Annotated in this window: 15 protein-coding genes and 1 other RNA gene; 11 read left to right on the top strand and 5 right to left on the bottom strand. The window is 53.6% G+C overall.

Annotation, left to right across the window (positions count from 1 at the left end; genetic code table 11):
* Positions 1-249 precede the first annotated feature (249 nt).
* On the bottom strand, positions 250-1,008 hold the full coding sequence (gene loiP, locus H650_RS10065) for a metalloprotease LoiP (protein WP_017457589.1): 759 nt from the start codon (positions 1,006-1,008) through the stop codon (positions 250-252).
* Between the two features lie 279 nt (positions 1,009-1,287).
* Here loiP and tkt point away from each other — a divergent pair, with 279 nt between their 5' ends.
* The 8 genes from tkt to H650_RS10025 all read left to right on the top strand — a co-directional run bounded on the left by tkt (position 1,288) and on the right by H650_RS10025 (position 10,881).
* On the top strand, positions 1,288-3,279 hold the full coding sequence (gene tkt, locus H650_RS10060; RefSeq protein WP_020455157.1) for a transketolase: 1,992 nt from the start codon (positions 1,288-1,290) through the stop codon (positions 3,277-3,279).
* Between the two features lie 311 nt (positions 3,280-3,590).
* Positions 3,591-4,340, top strand: coding sequence for a phage antirepressor KilAC domain-containing protein (locus H650_RS10055; RefSeq protein ID WP_020455156.1), 750 nt, complete (start codon positions 3,591-3,593; stop codon positions 4,338-4,340).
* 353 nt (positions 4,341-4,693) lie between these two features.
* Positions 4,694-5,713 carry an erythrose-4-phosphate dehydrogenase gene (gene epd, locus H650_RS10050; RefSeq protein WP_020455155.1) on the top strand — a complete coding sequence of 340 codons (1,020 nt, stop codon included), beginning with the start codon at positions 4,694-4,696 and terminating at the stop codon, positions 5,711-5,713.
* A gap of 48 nt (positions 5,714-5,761) precedes the next feature.
* Positions 5,762-6,925 carry a phosphoglycerate kinase gene (gene pgk / locus H650_RS10045; RefSeq protein ID WP_017457593.1) on the top strand — a complete coding sequence of 388 codons (1,164 nt, stop codon included), beginning with the start codon at positions 5,762-5,764 and terminating at the stop codon, positions 6,923-6,925.
* Positions 6,926-7,140: 215 nt separating this feature from the next.
* Positions 7,141-8,220 carry a class II fructose-bisphosphate aldolase gene (gene fbaA, locus H650_RS10040; RefSeq protein ID WP_020455154.1) on the top strand — a complete coding sequence of 360 codons (1,080 nt, stop codon included), beginning with the start codon at positions 7,141-7,143 and terminating at the stop codon, positions 8,218-8,220.
* A 187-nt stretch (positions 8,221-8,407) separates the two neighbouring features.
* Entirely contained in the window at positions 8,408-9,268 is an 861-nt protein-coding gene (gene mscS, locus H650_RS10035) for a small-conductance mechanosensitive channel MscS (protein ID WP_020455153.1), read from the top strand.
* Positions 9,269-9,406: 138 nt separating this feature from the next.
* Positions 9,407-10,042, top strand: a complete 636-nt coding sequence (gene argO, locus H650_RS10030; protein WP_044489481.1) for an arginine exporter ArgO — start codon at positions 9,407-9,409, stop codon at positions 10,040-10,042.
* Positions 10,043-10,137: 95 nt separating this feature from the next.
* The gene (locus tag H650_RS10025) at positions 10,138-10,881 is read left to right on the top strand and encodes an oxidative stress defense protein (RefSeq protein ID WP_020455151.1); all 744 of its coding nucleotides are present in this window, start codon (positions 10,138-10,140) and stop codon (positions 10,879-10,881) included.
* Positions 10,882-10,920: 39 nt separating this feature from the next.
* Here H650_RS10025 and argP read toward each other — a convergent pair whose 3' ends face one another.
* Entirely contained in the window at positions 10,921-11,814 is an 894-nt protein-coding gene (gene argP, locus H650_RS10020; RefSeq protein WP_017457598.1) for a DNA-binding transcriptional regulator ArgP, read from the bottom strand.
* A gap of 164 nt (positions 11,815-11,978) precedes the next feature.
* Here argP and rpiA point away from each other — a divergent pair, with 164 nt between their 5' ends.
* Together rpiA and serA are read left to right on the top strand one after the other, a co-directional pair.
* On the top strand, positions 11,979-12,638 hold the full coding sequence (gene rpiA, locus H650_RS10015; protein WP_020455150.1) for a ribose-5-phosphate isomerase RpiA: 660 nt from the start codon (positions 11,979-11,981) through the stop codon (positions 12,636-12,638).
* A 268-nt stretch (positions 12,639-12,906) separates the two neighbouring features.
* On the top strand, positions 12,907-14,139 hold the full coding sequence (gene serA / locus H650_RS10005) for a phosphoglycerate dehydrogenase (protein ID WP_017457601.1): 1,233 nt from the start codon (positions 12,907-12,909) through the stop codon (positions 14,137-14,139).
* A 36-nt stretch (positions 14,140-14,175) separates the two neighbouring features.
* Here serA and H650_RS10000 read toward each other — a convergent pair whose 3' ends face one another.
* The 3 genes from H650_RS10000 to zapA all read right to left on the bottom strand — a co-directional run bounded on the left by H650_RS10000 (position 14,176) and on the right by zapA (position 15,349).
* Positions 14,176-14,772: a 5-formyltetrahydrofolate cyclo-ligase gene (locus tag H650_RS10000; protein WP_020455148.1), complete on the bottom strand. Its 597-nt coding sequence runs from the start codon at positions 14,770-14,772 to the stop codon at positions 14,176-14,178.
* A gap of 20 nt (positions 14,773-14,792) precedes the next feature.
* A non-coding RNA gene (gene ssrS, locus H650_RS24505) (6S RNA) lies at positions 14,793-14,976 on the bottom strand.
* Positions 14,977-15,019: 43 nt separating this feature from the next.
* Positions 15,020-15,349 carry a cell division protein ZapA gene (gene zapA / locus H650_RS09995; RefSeq protein ID WP_017457603.1) on the bottom strand — a complete coding sequence of 110 codons (330 nt, stop codon included), beginning with the start codon at positions 15,347-15,349 and terminating at the stop codon, positions 15,020-15,022.
* A 227-nt stretch (positions 15,350-15,576) separates the two neighbouring features.
* Between zapA and H650_RS09990 the strand changes: the two genes are divergently transcribed.
* Positions 15,577-16,155 carry a YecA/YgfB family protein gene (locus tag H650_RS09990; protein ID WP_086873856.1) on the top strand — a complete coding sequence of 193 codons (579 nt, stop codon included), beginning with the start codon at positions 15,577-15,579 and terminating at the stop codon, positions 16,153-16,155.
* Positions 16,156-16,178: the final 23 nt, after the last annotated feature.

Genomic DNA, 16,178 nt, shown 5'->3' with positions numbered 1-16,178 from the left:
CCCTTCCTCGCCAGCACGGTGCGGAAGGGATTTTTTTATCTAAGGCTCGACACAAAGAGCGTTGCGCGAAAGCGGTGTTACTCGCGATCTGCTTCCTTTGCATCGCCGCAGATGGATCAAAGAGGCCGGGAAGGAACAACGTGTAGTGATCCTGTGATAACGGCGCAATGCGGCAGTCACTCTGCTTCGTTCAGCGAGAGGCGGTTTCAGCCATAGAAAAAAAGGGAGGCAAGATTGCCTCCCAATGCATTATTTAATGCCATCTGCCGCCATGCGATCGCGGATATGCTGCGCACGTTCAGCCGAGGCGGGGTGATCGTCAAACATCGAACTCTGACGGCCTTCTTCCATCTTCGCCAGTTTTTCGAAGCTGGTGGCTAACCCGGCTGGACTGATGCCGCGTTTGCGCAGCAGATCATAAGAGTAGTCATCCGCTTCGGCTTCCTGGCGCTGAGAGAACTGGGAGTTAACCAGTTGCTCGCCCAGTGCGCCAAGCTGCGACTGCGACAAGCTGCCCACAATCCCGCCGGCGGAGGCCGCCGCCGCGCGCACCGCATTGGTGCCGAGCGCAACCTGCATGCCTTTCTTCACATGGCCTAGCGCCACGTGGCCCATTTCGTGGCCAATCACCGCTTCAACTTCGTTATCGGTCATCATGTCCATCAGCGCACTGTAAACACGGATGCAGCCATTCGCCATGGCGAAGGCGTTGACGTCTTTCGCCACGTAGACTTTGTAGTTCACCGGCTGGCCATTGATGTTGTCACCCAGAGCGGTGGCAATTTTATTCAAACGCTGCGTGTACGGGCTGCTCGCCGGGGCGATAGTCGCTTTGCTGTCCATCTGCTTACAGGCGTCATCGCTTAGCGCTTTTACCTGCGCGTCGCTCAACGTATAGGCCTGGAACGCTTCCGCTCCTGAGCTGAGAAAACCGTTGGAGTTCATGTTCTGACACCCGGCAAGCAGGGTGGTCATTCCCAGAGCAAGCAGGGCTGGGCGAATTTTCATTTGTTCTCTTCCGCAATGATTGGATAGCTATTCTGTTCATACACCAATTCAGGCGAACCGGTGGTGAGCCTAAGTATAAGGAACAGAACAGAAGGCGGGCGAGGAGATTGCGCAACATGCGAGCAGCTTCCAGAGATTTCTGAATCGGCAAAAGGATGCTCCATGTACATGACTTGTCGCTTAGGTTACATTGTTGGCACTTTTTTCCGGCGTAGCCCAAAACGCGCTGTCGTCAAGTCGTTACGGGAACAGCCCTTAACAGTCCGATCTGGAGTCAAAATGTCCTCACGTAAAGAGCTTGCTAATGCTATTCGTGCGCTGAGCATGGACGCGGTACAGAAAGCCAAATCCGGTCACCCGGGAGCCCCGATGGGGATGGCCGATATCGCCGAAGTGCTGTGGCGTGATTTTCTGAACCATAACCCGACAAATCCGGCCTGGGCTGACCGTGACCGCTTTGTGCTGTCTAACGGCCACGGCTCAATGCTGATTTACAGCCTGCTGCACCTCACCGGCTATGATCTGCCGATGTCTGAGCTGCAGAACTTCCGTCAGCTGCACTCAAAAACGCCAGGTCACCCGGAAGTGGGTTACACCGCAGGTGTTGAAACCACTACCGGTCCGCTGGGCCAGGGCATTGCCAACGCGGTAGGTATGGCGATTGCGGAGAAAACTCTCGCAGCGCAATTCAACCGTCCTGGGCATGACATTGTTGACCACTTCACCTACGCCTTTATGGGCGACGGCTGCATGATGGAAGGCATCTCCCACGAAGCCTGCTCGCTGGCCGGTACGCTGAAGCTGGGCAAACTGGTGGCGTTCTATGATGACAACGGCATCTCCATCGACGGTCACGTGGAAGGTTGGTTTACCGATGATACGGCGAAACGCTTTGAAGCCTATGGCTGGCACGTGGTTCGCGGCATTGACGGCCACAACGCGGATGCTATCAAACGCGCCGTTGAAGAAGCTCGTAGCGTGACGGATAAACCGTCCCTGTTGATGTGCAAAACTATCATCGGTTTCGGTTCGCCGAACAAAGCAGGTACCCACGACTCCCACGGTGCGCCGCTGGGCGATGCGGAAATCGCGCTGACCCGTGAGCAGCTTGGCTGGAAATACGCACCGTTTGAAATCCCGTCTGAAATCTATGCTCAGTGGGATGCAAAAGAAGCTGGCAAGGCGAAAGAAGCGGCGTGGAACGACAAGTTCGCGGCTTACGCGAAAGCCTTCCCGCAGGAAGCGGCTGAATTCACCCGCCGTATGAAGGGCGAGCTGCCGTCTGACTTCGATGCTAAAGCGCAGGCGTTTGTTGAAAAACTGCAGGCCAATCCGGCGAAAATCGCCAGCCGTAAAGCCTCTCAAAATGCTATCGAAGCCTTCGGTCCGCTGCTGCCGGAATTCCTCGGCGGTTCCGCTGACCTGGCGCCTTCTAACCTGACTCTCTGGTCCGGTTCGAAAGCGATTAACGAAGACGCTGCCGGTAACTACATTCACTACGGCGTGCGCGAATTCGGCATGACCGCGATTGCTAACGGTATCGCTCTGCACGGCGGTTTCCTGCCGTACACCTCCACCTTCCTGATGTTCGTTGAATATGCCCGTAATGCGGTGCGTATGGCAGCGCTGATGAAACAGCGTCAGGTGCTGGTTTACACCCACGACTCGATTGGTCTGGGCGAAGACGGCCCGACTCACCAGCCGGTAGAGCAGGTCGCTTCCCTGCGCGTTACTCCGAACGTCAGCACTTGGCGTCCGTGTGACCAGGTAGAATCTGCGGTGGCGTGGAAATACGGTGTTGAGCGCCATGACGGCCCAACTGCGCTGATCCTCTCCCGCCAGAACCTAGCGCAACAGGAGCGTACCGCGCAGCAGCTGGCAGATATCTCCCGCGGTGCGTACGTACTGAAAGATTGCGCAGGTCAGCCGCAGCTGATCCTGATTGCCACCGGCTCAGAAGTTGAGCTTGCTGTCTCGGCATGGGAAAAACTCTCTGCCGAAGGCGTGAAAGCGCGCGTGGTTTCCATGCCGTCCACCGACGCATTCGACAAACAGGATGCGGCTTACCGTGAGTCCGTACTGCCGAAAGCGGTCTCTGCTCGCGTGGCGATTGAAGCCGGTATTGCTGACTTCTGGTACAAATATGTCGGCCTGAACGGCGCTATCGTCGGTATGACCACCTTTGGTGAGTCCGCCCCGGCAGAGCAGCTGTTCGAGGAGTTTGGTTTCACCGTCGACAATGTTGTAGAAAAAGCGAAAGCGCTGCTGTAATCATCCTCTGGCCCGGCGGCGCAAGTCCTGCCGGGCCAGCATGACCACCATTTCCCATTGTGCCTGGGTTTTATCAAGGCCACAGATTTGCAGGCCAGCTAAACATAGTTTTATCCACCCCTATCCCCCTCAATCAGCCATACCGCTGCGTTAGCGTCTCCAGCCGTTTACTTCCCATTTTTAGCCCTCTTTTTACAGAACAACCTCTACGCCGTTGATTTGTGCATAAAAAATATACTGGATATTTGTACAGTAAGTCGTATAATAATTCTACAGATTATCCAGGGTGAGTATGTGTAAGGAGTGAACCTATGGTAATTCCTGGTGAAAATTTCAATTCCCAACAGGCTCTGGCGACGGTCAGCAGCCGCGAAATCGCGAAGTTGACAGGCCTGACTCACACCGAAGTGAAACGGATGGTGAAAAGCCTGGAGACTGCGCAACGACTCTCCCAGCCGGTGAACGAACATGTGTATGAGCGGGAAGGTGAGATGCGACAGGAGTTTTTGCTCAATAAGCGGGACTCACTGCTGACGGTTTCGCGCCTCTCGCCAGGCTTTACTGCAGAGATGCTCGATCGCTGGCAGGAGAAAGAAAAAGATATCAGCCTGCCCGATTTCACTAATCCCGCAGCCGCGGCGCGCGCATGGGCCGAACAGTATGAAAAGCGCCAGCGTGCGGAAGCGCTGCTTGCCGTTTCTGCCCCAAAGGCGGAGTTCTTTGACCGGTATGTCAGGGTTGAGGAGTCGCTTGGTTTCCGGCAGCTTTGTAAGATGCTACGGGTGAAGGAGTCTCTGTTCCGGAGCTTTTTGCTTGAGCGCAACATTATGCAGCGCGTCGACGGTGCGCTGATGCCGCCGCAGTACCATATCGATGCGGGCTACTTTACCGTCCACGGCGGCGTAGGGGAAAACAAACGTAGCTGGTCTCAGGCGCGTTTTACCGCCAGGGGCGTGAAATGGGTAGCCGATCTGTGGGCTAAACAACTCTCCTCGCTGCCGGTTGAGATGCCGCGTGCAGAGCGCACCGAACCAAAAATAGCGGAACGTAGCTGGTTTTAATCATCCCCAGTAAAGCGTTTTGCCGGGATCAATCTTCCTTTATCAACACATCACGCAGGGATGCGTTGTTGCGCTTGTTCCCCTTTCTATTAATTCTTAACCTCAGCAACAAGCCCTTCGGACGCGCCAATTATTCCAGTGAAAATGTGATGCAGGTCAGATTACTGGCGAAACCGTCTGGACAATCATTCCTTTTATTCCATGTTTCGCTTATTCTAGCTGAAGCGTTTCAGTCGGCTAAATGTTCGACAAATAATCAAACAGACGCAGTTTAAGCAGGCGAGGATTCCCCTTCTGTGGTTGCTGGATTACTCTGTCATCCACTTCAGGCTGGCTAGCCTTGCAGGAGAGTTATGACCGTACGCATAGCGATTAATGGTTTCGGTCGCATCGGGCGCAATGTGGTTCGTGCTTTATATGAATCCGGACGTCGGGCGGAAATCACCGTGGTGGCAATCAACGAACTGGCCGATGCCGTGGGCATGGCGCATTTGTTGAAATATGACACCAGCCATGGGCGTTTCGCATGGGATGTTCGCCAGGAGCGTGAACAACTGATAGTCGGCGATGACGTTATTCGCATTCTGCATGAGCGTGCTATCGATGCGCTGCCGTGGCGTGAGTTAGGCGTTGATGTGGTGCTCGACTGTACAGGCGTGTACGGCAACCGTGAAGATGGCGAGGCGCATCTGGCGGCGGGGGCAAAAAAAGTGCTCTTCTCCCATCCTGGCAGCAACGACCTTGATGCAACTATCGTTTTCGGCGTCAATCAAAACACGCTGCGAGCCGACGATCTGCTGGTTTCTAACGCGTCCTGTACGACAAACTGTATTATTCCGGTCATAAAACTACTCGACGATGCGTATGGCATTGAGTCAGGAACCGTGACAACGATTCACTCGGCGATGCACGACCAGCAAGTGATTGACGCCTACCATCCCGATTTGCGGCGTACGCGCGCGGCCAGTCAGTCCATCATCCCGGTGGATACAAAACTGGCGGCAGGCATCACGAGAATTTTCCCGCAGTTTAATGACAGATTTGAAGCGATAGCGGTACGTGTGCCGACAATTAATGTCACCGCTATCGATCTGAGTGTAACGGTGAAGAAACCGGTAAAAGCCAGTGAAGTCAATGCGTTGCTGCAAAAAGCAGCGCAGGGAACATTTCATGGTATAGTTGACTATACGGAATTACCGTTGGTTTCAACCGATTTTAACCACGATCCGCATAGTGCCATTGTTGATGGCACGCAGACACGGGTCAGTGGCGCGCACCTGATTAAAACCCTGGTATGGTGCGATAACGAATGGGGCTTTGCTAACCGAATGCTCGACACGACGTTAGCAATGGCGGCTATTGGTTTCAGGTAGGGCGCAACAGCGCTCGCAAAACTTTAAGAATCATTGAGAGGATTCACCATGTCTGTAATTAAGATGACCGATCTGGATCTGGCTGGTAAACGCGTTTTCATCCGTGCTGATCTGAACGTGCCGGTTAAAGATGGCAAAGTGACCAGCGACGCGCGTATTCGTGCTTCTCTGCCGACCATTGAACTGGCGCTGAAGCAGGGTGCGAAAGTAATGGTGACTTCCCACCTGGGTCGTCCGACCGAAGGCGAGTACAACGAAGAATTCTCTCTGCTGCCGGTTGTTAACTATCTGAAAGACAAATTGTCCAACCCGGTTCGCCTGGTTAAAGATTACCTGGACGGCGTAGAAGTTGCTGCGGGTGAGCTGGTCGTTCTGGAAAACGTTCGCTTTAACAAAGGCGAGAAGAAAGACGACGAAGCACTGTCTAAAAAATACGCTGCACTGTGCGACGTGTTCGTGATGGACGCATTCGGTACTGCACACCGCGCTCAGGCGTCTACGCATGGTATCGGTAAATTTGCTGATGTCGCTTGCGCAGGCCCGCTGCTGGCAGACGAACTGGAAGCGCTGGGTAAAGCGCTGAAAGAACCGGCTCGTCCGATGGTTGCTATCGTGGGTGGTTCTAAAGTTTCCACTAAACTGACTGTTCTGGACTCTCTGTCCAAAATCGCTGACCAGCTGATTGTTGGCGGCGGCATCGCTAACACCTTCGTTGCTGCTCAAGGCCATAATGTTGGCAAATCGCTGTACGAAGCTGACCTGGTTGATGAAGCCAAACGCCTGCTCGGTACTTGCGATATCCCGGTTCCGACAGATGTTCGCGTTGCGACTGAGTTCTCTGAAACCGCAACTGCAACCCTGAAATCTGTTTCTGACATCAAAGATGATGAGCAAATTCTGGATCTGGGCGACGTTTCTGCACAAAAACTGGCTGAAATCCTGAAAAACGCCAAAACTATTTTGTGGAACGGTCCGGTTGGCGTGTTTGAATTCCCGAACTTCCGTAAAGGTACCGAAATTGTGGCTAACGCGATTGCAGACAGCGACGCGTTCTCCATCGCAGGCGGCGGCGACACTCTGGCGGCGATTGACCTGTTTGGTATCTCTGACAAGATTTCCTACATCTCCACTGGCGGTGGCGCGTTCCTCGAATTTGTGGAAGGCAAAGTACTGCCGGCAGTAGCCATGCTCGAAGAGCGCGCTAAGAAGTAAGACATTCAAGGGCAGGGAAACCTGCCCTGTTTTCAGCGCGCTTTCGGGCTCGCTTTAATTCTCTACACAAAATCATTCAAGTTGCATCAAGGCGGCAACGGAGTGAATCATCAGGAACTGACTGCAATAAGTCTCTGATGTAAGCGAAGGCAGCCAGCGCCGAGTCAGCTTGAAGGATGATGTGTACAACGGCCGAAGATACAGGACTACGTAACATGTCTAAAATTTTTGATTTCGTAAAACCTGGCGTGATCACTGGTGATGACGTTCAGAAAGTGTTCCAGGTAGCTAAAGAAAACAACTTCGCTCTGCCTGCGGTTAACTGCGTAGGTACTGACTCCATTAACGCTGTTCTGGAAGCTGCAGCGAAAGTTAAAGCGCCTGTTATCGTTCAGTTCTCTAACGGCGGCGCAGCGTTCATCGCGGGTAAAGGCGTGAAAACTGACGTTCCTCAGGGCGCGGCAATTCTGGGGGCTATCTCTGGTGCGCATCACGTACACCAGATGGCAGAGCACTACGGCGTACCGGTTATCCTGCACACCGACCACTGCGCGAAAAAACTGCTGCCGTGGATCGACGGCCTGCTGGACGCGGGTGAAAAACACTTCGCAGCTACCGGTAAACCGCTGTTCTCTTCTCACATGATTGACCTGTCTGAAGAGTCTCTGGAAGAGAACATCGCGATCAGCTCCAAATACCTGGCGCGTATGGCCAAAATGGGCATGACGCTGGAAATCGAACTGGGTTGCACCGGTGGTGAAGAAGACGGCGTAGACAACAGCCATATGGACGCGTCTGCACTGTACACCCAGCCGGAAGACGTTGATTACGCATACACCGAGCTGAACAAAATCAGCCCGCGTTTCACCATCGCCGCTTCCTTCGGTAACGTACACGGCGTGTACAAACCGGGTAACGTGAAACTGACCCCGACTATCCTGCGCGACTCTCAGGAATATGTTTCTAAGAAACATAACCTGCCGCACAACAGCCTGAACTTCGTATTCCACGGTGGTTCCGGTTCTTCCGCTCAGGAAATCAAAGACTCCGTAAGCTACGGCGTTATCAAAATGAACATCGATACCGACACCCAATGGGCAACCTGGGAAGGTATTCTGAAGTACTACAAAGAAAACGAAGGCTATCTGCAGGGCCAGTTGGGTAACCCGAAAGGCGCAGACCAGCCGAACAAAAAATACTACGATCCGCGTGTATGGCTGCGTGCTGCGCAGACCAGCATGGTGACTCGTCTGGAGCAGGCTTTCAAAGAGCTGAACGCGGTAGACGTTCTGTAATTTACACTGCTTCTGTCTGAAAAGGCCCGCATTTTGCGGGCCTTTTTTATTGTGAATTCAACAAAATGCCTGCGAACACAAAATGTGATCAACTTGGCGAAATGGCGGCTTATTGTTTACCCTTTAGGGATCTCTCCTTGCTGGAAGGGGTGGTTTTCCCGTTTTGGAACAACATAAGGAAGCTCGAATGGAAGATCTTGACGTTGTCGACAGCATTAATAATGCAGGTTCATGGCTGGTGAACAACCAGGCGCTGCTATTGAGCTATGCCGTTAATATCGTGGCGGCTATTGCTATCATCATTGTCGGGATGATTGTGGCGCGCATTGTCTCGAATACTGTTAACCGCCTGATGGTGGCGCGCCACATTGACGCGACGGTGGCGGATTTCCTTTCCGCGCTGGTGCGCTACGGTATTATCGCGTTCACTTTGATTGCCGCACTGGGGCGCGTTGGCGTGCAAACCGCCTCAGTGATCGCGGTTCTTGGCGCCGCCGGTTTGGCCATCGGTCTGGCGTTGCAAGGCTCGCTCTCTAACCTTGCTGCTGGCGTGCTGCTGGTAACTTTCCGCCCGTTCCGCTCAGGCGAGTATGTTGATCTGGGTGGTGTGGCCGGTACGGTATTGCAGGTGCAGATTTTCTCCACCACCATGCGCACTGTCGATGGGCGTATTGTGGTTATACCGAATGGCAAAATCATCGCCGGGAATATTGTTAACTTCTCCCGTGAACCGGTGCGGCGCAACGAGTTTATTATTGGCGTGGCGTATGATTCAGATATTGATGAGGTGAAACGCATCCTGACTGAAATTATTCAGGCTGACGAACGCATTATCAAAGATCGCGAAATGACGGTACGCCTCAATGAATTAGGACCTTCATCGATCAATTTTGTAGTTCGCGTCTGGAGCAAAAGCAGCGATCTGCAAAACGTTTATTGGGATGTGCTGGAACTTATCAAACGCCGTTTTGACGAACACGGTATCAGTTTCCCGTATCCACAGATGGACGTGAATTTCAAACGCGTGAAAAATTCCACAGAGCAGTAAACATCAAGGCCGGGGTTCCGGCCTTATTGGTGCTCTTCTGTATTAGGAATGCTTATTAACGATTAATATTATCCATTTCATCTAATGATTGTCCCGCGCTATAGTCAGTGTTCGAAACAACTCTGATGGAATCACCTCGTGCTATCTTATTATTTTCAAGGCCTTATGCTTGGGGCTGCGTTGATCCTGCCGCTTGGGCCACAAAATGCCTTTGTCATGAATCAGGGCATCCGCAGGCAGTTCCATATCATGACCGCAGCGCTTTGCACGCTCAGCGATGTATTACTGATTTGTGCGGGTATTTTCGGTGGGAGCGCATTGCTGATGCAGTCGCCGTGGCTGTTGGTACTGGTGACGTGGGGGGGCGTAGCGTTTCTGTTGTGGTACGGCTTTGGTGCACTGAAAACGGCGTTCGGTAGCACCATTGAACTGGCGAATGCTGAAGCAATGCGCCAGGGGCGCTGGCGCATAATCGCCACGATGCTGGCGGTTACCTGGTTGAACCCCCACGTTTACCTCGATACGTTTGTGGTGCTCGGCAGTTTGGGCGGTCAGCTGGATGCGGAGCCAAAACGCTGGTTTGCGTTGGGCACGGTGAGCGCCTCCTTTCTGTGGTTTTTCAGCCTTGCTTTACTTGCGGCCTGGCTTGCTCCACGTTTGCGCAAAGTGCAAGCACAGCGGGTGATTAACACGCTGGTGGGGCTGGTGATGTGGTTTATCGCTTTCCAGCTGGCGCGCGAAGGCGTGCACCATATGCAGGGATTATTCAGTTAAGGTAAGTCCGATGGACAATTCACGCTTAGCCGCTAAGCTTGCTGCCAGGCGTCCTGCAATTATGGGCGTAACAAAAGCACCATGGAGGAGCAACTGTGAAATTTAAAGTGATGGCCCTGGCGGCAATGGTCGGTTTCAGCGGGATGGCGGTACAGGCGAGCGAGTTGCCGGACGGCCCGCATATTGTCACCTCAGGTACGGCAAGCGTGGACGCGACCCCGGACATCGCCACGCTGGCGATTGAGGTTAATGTCGCCGCGAAAGACGCTGCCTCAGCCAAAAAACAGGCCGATGACCGTGTTGCGCAATATCTTAGCTTTCTTGAGCAAAACGGCATTGCCCGGAAAGACATTAATTCCGCGAACTTACGCACACAACCTGATTATGACTACCAGAACGGCAAAAGTATTCTGAAAGGCTACCGCGCAGTGCGTACTGTGGAAGTCACGCTGCGTGAGCTGGATAAACTTAATTCATTGCTGGATGGCGCGCTGAAAGCGGGGCTGAACGAAATTCGTTCTGTATCGCTGGGCGTTGCGCAACCGGAGTCTTTCAAAGATAAAGCGCGCAAAGCGGCTATCGATGATGCAACGCACCAGGCGCAGCAGTTAGCGGCGGGCTTTAACGCTAAACTCGGCCCGATCTACAGCGTGCGCTACCATGTGTCCAACTATCAGCCGAGCCCGATGGTACGCATGATGAAAGCGGATGCGCCAGAAGCCGCATCCGCACAGGAAACCTATGAGCAACCGTCGATTCAGTTTGCTGATCAGGTAGATGTCGTATTCCAGCTGGAACCGACTCAGAGCCAGCCGCAGGCTGCGGCACCGGCGAAGTAATCCTCTTCGCCCTCTCCCGGCCGGGAAGAGGGCGTTTTATTAATCCTGCCTTAACACCCGATGCCCATATTCCAGCAGTGCGTCCGTGACGTTGCGCATCATCCGGCTTTCCGGCGCAAAACGGTGCCAGTACAGCATCCGGCGCTGCAGCAAACCGGGCGTCAGGTCGATCAGATCGCCGCTGTTCAGCTCTTTTTCGATTTGCAGATGTGGGATCATGCAGCAGGTCGTCCCCTGGCGCGCCAGTTGAACAAACGCTTCGGAAGAGTTGACGATATGGCAAGGCACGCTGCCCGGCGGTAAGTCGAAATACTGCTGTAAAAACGCCTGATGCATATCATCGAGATGATCAAACGCGACCGCCGGTGCTTTGAGCAATGCGGAGCGGGTGACGCCGTTCGGGAAATAGCGCTCGGCGAACGCTTTCGAACCGACGAACAGATAATCCAGCGCGCCAAGTTGGTCGACCAGGCAACTGGGAAGCGCCTGTGGCTGAATACTCACCGCGCCAACGACCTCACCGCGACGCAAACGCTCCTGAGTGCGGGTTTCGTCTTCCACCTGCAGATTCAGGCGAATTGGTGAGTCGGCCAGTACCGGAGCTAATGCAGGCAGCAGCCAGGTCGCCAGGCTGTCGGCGTTGACCGCCAGCGATAACAGCAGCGGTGTGGAGCCGGTTTGTTCGTCGCCAAGCCACTCTTCTTCCAGTAGCTCGACCTGGCGCAGCAACGCCAGCAACTTTTGCCCCTGCTCGGTGGGACGAGGTGGAACGGTACGCACCAGTAGCGGCTGACCAAACATATTTTCCAGTTGCTTAATGCGCTGCGACACGGCGGACTGGGTAATACACAGCTTTTGTGCGGCACGTTCAAATCCGCGCTCACGAATAACCGCATCAAGCGCCTGTAATGTTCTGTAGTCCGGACGTTTCATTGCTCGGGCATTCTCCTGAAAAAATCGTACTCAGCACTATGACATAATTTTTTGTTCGGTACAGACGAAATTGGACGTCGCGTAATGTGACACTGGTCACAGGGACATTTTGGGTAACGCTGGTCTATAATGCGCCTGAAATTTCACACCACAGGCAAACGACCATGACGCAGGATGAACTCAAAAAAGCAGTGGGCTGGGCAGCGCTGAAGTATGTAGAACCTGGCACCATTGTAGGGGTTGGCACCGGCTCTACCGCTGCACATTTTATTGACGCGCTGGGCACGATGAAAGGCCAGATTGAAGGCGCGGTTTCTAGCTCGGACGCGTCCACCGAGAAACTGAAAAGCCTTGGCATTACCGTGTTCGATCTCAACGAGGTGGACCGGCTTGGCATTTATGTGGACGGCGCGGATGAGATTAACGGCCAGATGCAGATGATCAAGGGCGGCGGCGCGGCGCTGACGCGTGAGAAAATTATCGCCTCGGTGGCGGATAAATTCATCTGCATCGCGGATGCCTCCAAACAGGTTGATATCCTTGGCAAATTCCCGCTGCCGGTGGAAGTGATTCCGATGGCGCGTAGCGCTGTTGCCCGCGAGCTGGTCAAGCTGGGCGGTCGCCCGGAATATCGCCAGAACGTGGTGACGGATAACGGCAACGTCATCCTGGATGTTTACGGTCTTGAGATCATCGACCCGATTGCGTTGGAAAACAGCATCAATGCGTTGCCGGGCGTAGTGACTGTAGGGTTATTTGCTAACCGTGGCGCGGATGTGGCGCTGATCGGCACCGCTGATGGCGTGAAAACTATCGTGAAATGATCTGACAGGGAGGCGCATGCCTCCCTGTAAAAAATCTGCAATGGGCAAATTTGGTGATATCTGTCACGTTTTCGCCCTCGTCATGCGTTACCTGCCGCTTGCGTCTTGTTTTTTAGCATTTTTCTCTGCCATTTCCCGCTGTATGACATTTCTTCAGATACCTGACGCAAACGTTCATATTGCCGCGATAGTTTTTTTTGATATGTTGACTAACGCGGATTGCAATCTGCACAACATCACAGTCAAGACAAAAAACAGGGTCGGGTAAATGGCAAAGGTATCACTGGAGAAAGACAAGATTAAATTTCTGCTCGTCGAAGGGGTGCACCAGAAAGCTCTGGATAGCCTTCGCGCTGCGGGTTACACCAACATTGAGTTTCACAAAGGCGCGCTGGATAGCGAGCAACTGAAAGAGTCCATCCGTGATGCCCACTTTATCGGCCTGCGATCCCGTACTCAACTGACTGAAGATATCATCGCTGCGGCGGAAAAACTGGTGGCTATCGGCTGTTTCTGTATCGGTACCAACCAGGTGAATCTGGATGCGGCGGCGAAGCGCGGTATTCCGGTATTCAACGCACCGTTTTCCAACACCCGTTCGGTGGCAGAGTTAGTCATTGGCGAGCTGCTGCTGCTGATGCGTGGGATTCCTGAAGCGAACGCCAAAGCGCACCGTGGTATCTGGAACAAGCTGGCAGTTGGTTCGTATGAAGCGCGCGGTAAAAAACTCGGTATTATCGGTTACGGCCATATTGGCACGCAGCTCGGTATTCTGGCGGAATCGCTGGGGATGCACGTCTATTTCTATGATATCGAAAGCAAATTGCCACTCGGCAATGCAACGCAGGTGCAACATCTCTCCGACTTGCTGAATATGAGCGATGTCGTGAGCCTGCATGTGCCGGAAAACGCTTCTACAAAAGATATGATTGGGCCGGAAGAGCTGGCGCTGATGAAGCCGGGCGCACTGCTGATCAACGCCGCACGCGGTACGGTGGTGGATATTCCGGCACTGTGCGATGCGCTGAAGCGTAAACATCTGGCGGGCGCGGCAATCGACGTGTTCCCGACTGAACCGGCGACCAACAGCGATCCGTTCGACTCTCCGCTGTGTGAATTCGATAACGTCCTGCTGACGCCGCACATTGGCGGTTCCACGCAGGAAGCGCAGGAAAATATCGGTCTGGAAGTGGCCGGTAAACTGATCAAGTACTCCGACAACGGTTCGACGCTTTCTGCGGTGAATTTCCCGGAAGTTTCTTTGCCGTTGCACGGTGGCCGTCGTTTACTACACATCCACGAAAACCGCCCTGGTGTGCTGACCGCGCTCAACCAGATTTTCGCCAGCCAGAATATCAACATTGCCGCGCAGTACCTGCAGACTACGCCGTATATGGGTTATGTGGTTATTGATATTGAAGCGGATGAAGATGTGGCGCAGAAAGCGCTGCAGAGCATGAAAGCGATTCCGGGCACCATTCGTTCCCGTCTGCTGTTCTAAACGTTGCGCTTTCCTCTCCCGCAAGGGAGGGGAAAGTTACCATTGCCATATTCTGGATGGCGTAACCACCGCAGGCAGCGGGATATCCCACTCTTCTACTGGCAGCTTCTCCACACCCTGGCAATCATGCGCATAACCCACCGGTTGCAGGCCATACTCACGCCAGTTTTGTAACGTGCGATCGTAAAAACCACCGCCCATGCCCAGGCGTTGCCCTTGTTCATCAAAGGCGACCAGCGGCGTAATCAGCACGTCGAGTTGGCTGAGCGGCAACACATCACGCACATCCAGCTTCGGTTCCTGAATTTTCAGACGGTTAACAACCAGCTCGCTGTGCGGATGGTAATGCAGAAACAGCAAATTACCGGGGCTAAAGGGATGCAATACCGGCAAGTAAACGCGTTTACCGCTACACCAGAGTTGCTCAATCAGCGGTTGGGTATCCAGCTCACCATCAAAAGAGAGAAACAACGCTACGCTGTGTGCCATCACAACCGGCGCATATGCTATCATGCGTGCCGCGGCCTGCTGGGCGAAGTGCGTTTGTTGTTCAGGAGTGAGTTCACGCCGGCGCTGGCGAATAATTTTGCGGATTTCTTGTCGTGACGAAGGAAAATCAGGAAGTTGCGTCATGATGGTTGTAAAAAAAGAAGGGAATCTCCGAGATGCCGCCGCTGGCTGTAACCCTTGAACCCTTGGTTCAAGGTGAATGCGTCGTCATAGCTTTAAGGCTTCTCGGACGGACCGAGCATGCTCACCAACCATGGATCGCCACATTCTTGTGGTATGAAATATCGGCTCAGGGGACTGGCCCGCTTGCAAACATCTCAGAGATATTTTTTGGCTTCACGGTCACTCTAACACAGATGACCCTGAAGCGTTATTCAAACTTTGGTCCCGGTCTTTCTGTTATGCGACCTTGATCAAGCAATGCCTGTTCGATGGTCTGCTGTAACATCCGAATACGCTGTTCCATGCTGGCGGCGTATTCGCGGGTCTTTGCTTTTTCCTGAGTCAGCTCGTAACTAATGTTCAACGCGGCGATAAACACCAACTGCTCAGTATTTGTGACTCTAGTGCGAACCTTCAGATCTTGCAACCGCTGATTCAGATCCTCCGCGGCCTGATTCAGAGCATCCCTCTGTTCAGGCGGGCAATTCACTCGCAGTGAACGGCCAAAAATTTGGATATCGACGGGTTGTGCAGACATGCCACCTTCCTGCTGTTTGACTGCGCCCTGCCTTCGCATCCGAGCCCTGGGCTGCGAAGGGGCGACACTATAAGCTACCCCGGCGCGCGCTTTCAAGCTTTTTGCGTCTATACCTTAATGATTCGGTGTGCATGCAAACGCATGGAACGTGAAGCATCACGGGTATATCACCAGGGGCCAAAGTGGTAGCATATCATGAATATTCCCCCCAACGACGACGAATGCGCATGTCTATACAGAACGAAATACCTGGTTACAACGATGTAGCCCAGCTACTCAACCAACAGGGCGTGGGATTACTTCCTGCTGAAATGCACGGGCTTATCGCGGGGATCCTTTGCGGCGGTAACAACGATAGTTCCTGGCAGCCGTTGCTGCATGATTTAACCAACGACGGTCTGGCATTCGGTCACGAGCTGGCGCAAGCGCTGCGCAGCATGCATTCAGCCACCAGCGACTCGCTGGAAGATGACGGTTTCTTGTTTCAGCTCTATCTGCCGGATGGCGACGACGTTAGCGTTTTCGACCGCGCCGACGCGCTGGCGGGCTGGGTGAACCATTTCCTGCTGGGGCTGGGCGTCACCCAGCCGAAGCTCGATAAAGTGACGGGTGAAACCGGCGAAGCGATTGACGATCTGCGCAATATTGCGCAACTGGGTTATGACGAAGACGAAGATCAAGAAGAGCTGGAAATGTCGCTCGAAGAGATCGTCGAGTACGTCCGCGTCGCGGCGCTGCTGTGCCACGACACGTTCACGCGCCCGCAGCCTACCGCACCGGAAGTGCGTAAGCCCACGTTACATTAATTCACCTTGTAGGGAGTCGGTGT

The sequence above is a fragment of the Enterobacter sp. R4-368 genome, assembly GCF_000410515.1.
Taxonomy (GTDB): Bacteria; Pseudomonadota; Gammaproteobacteria; order Enterobacterales; family Enterobacteriaceae; genus Kosakonia.
The sequence above is the reverse complement of the archived record's forward strand: the minus strand, read 5'-3'. Positions and strand labels throughout refer to the sequence as shown.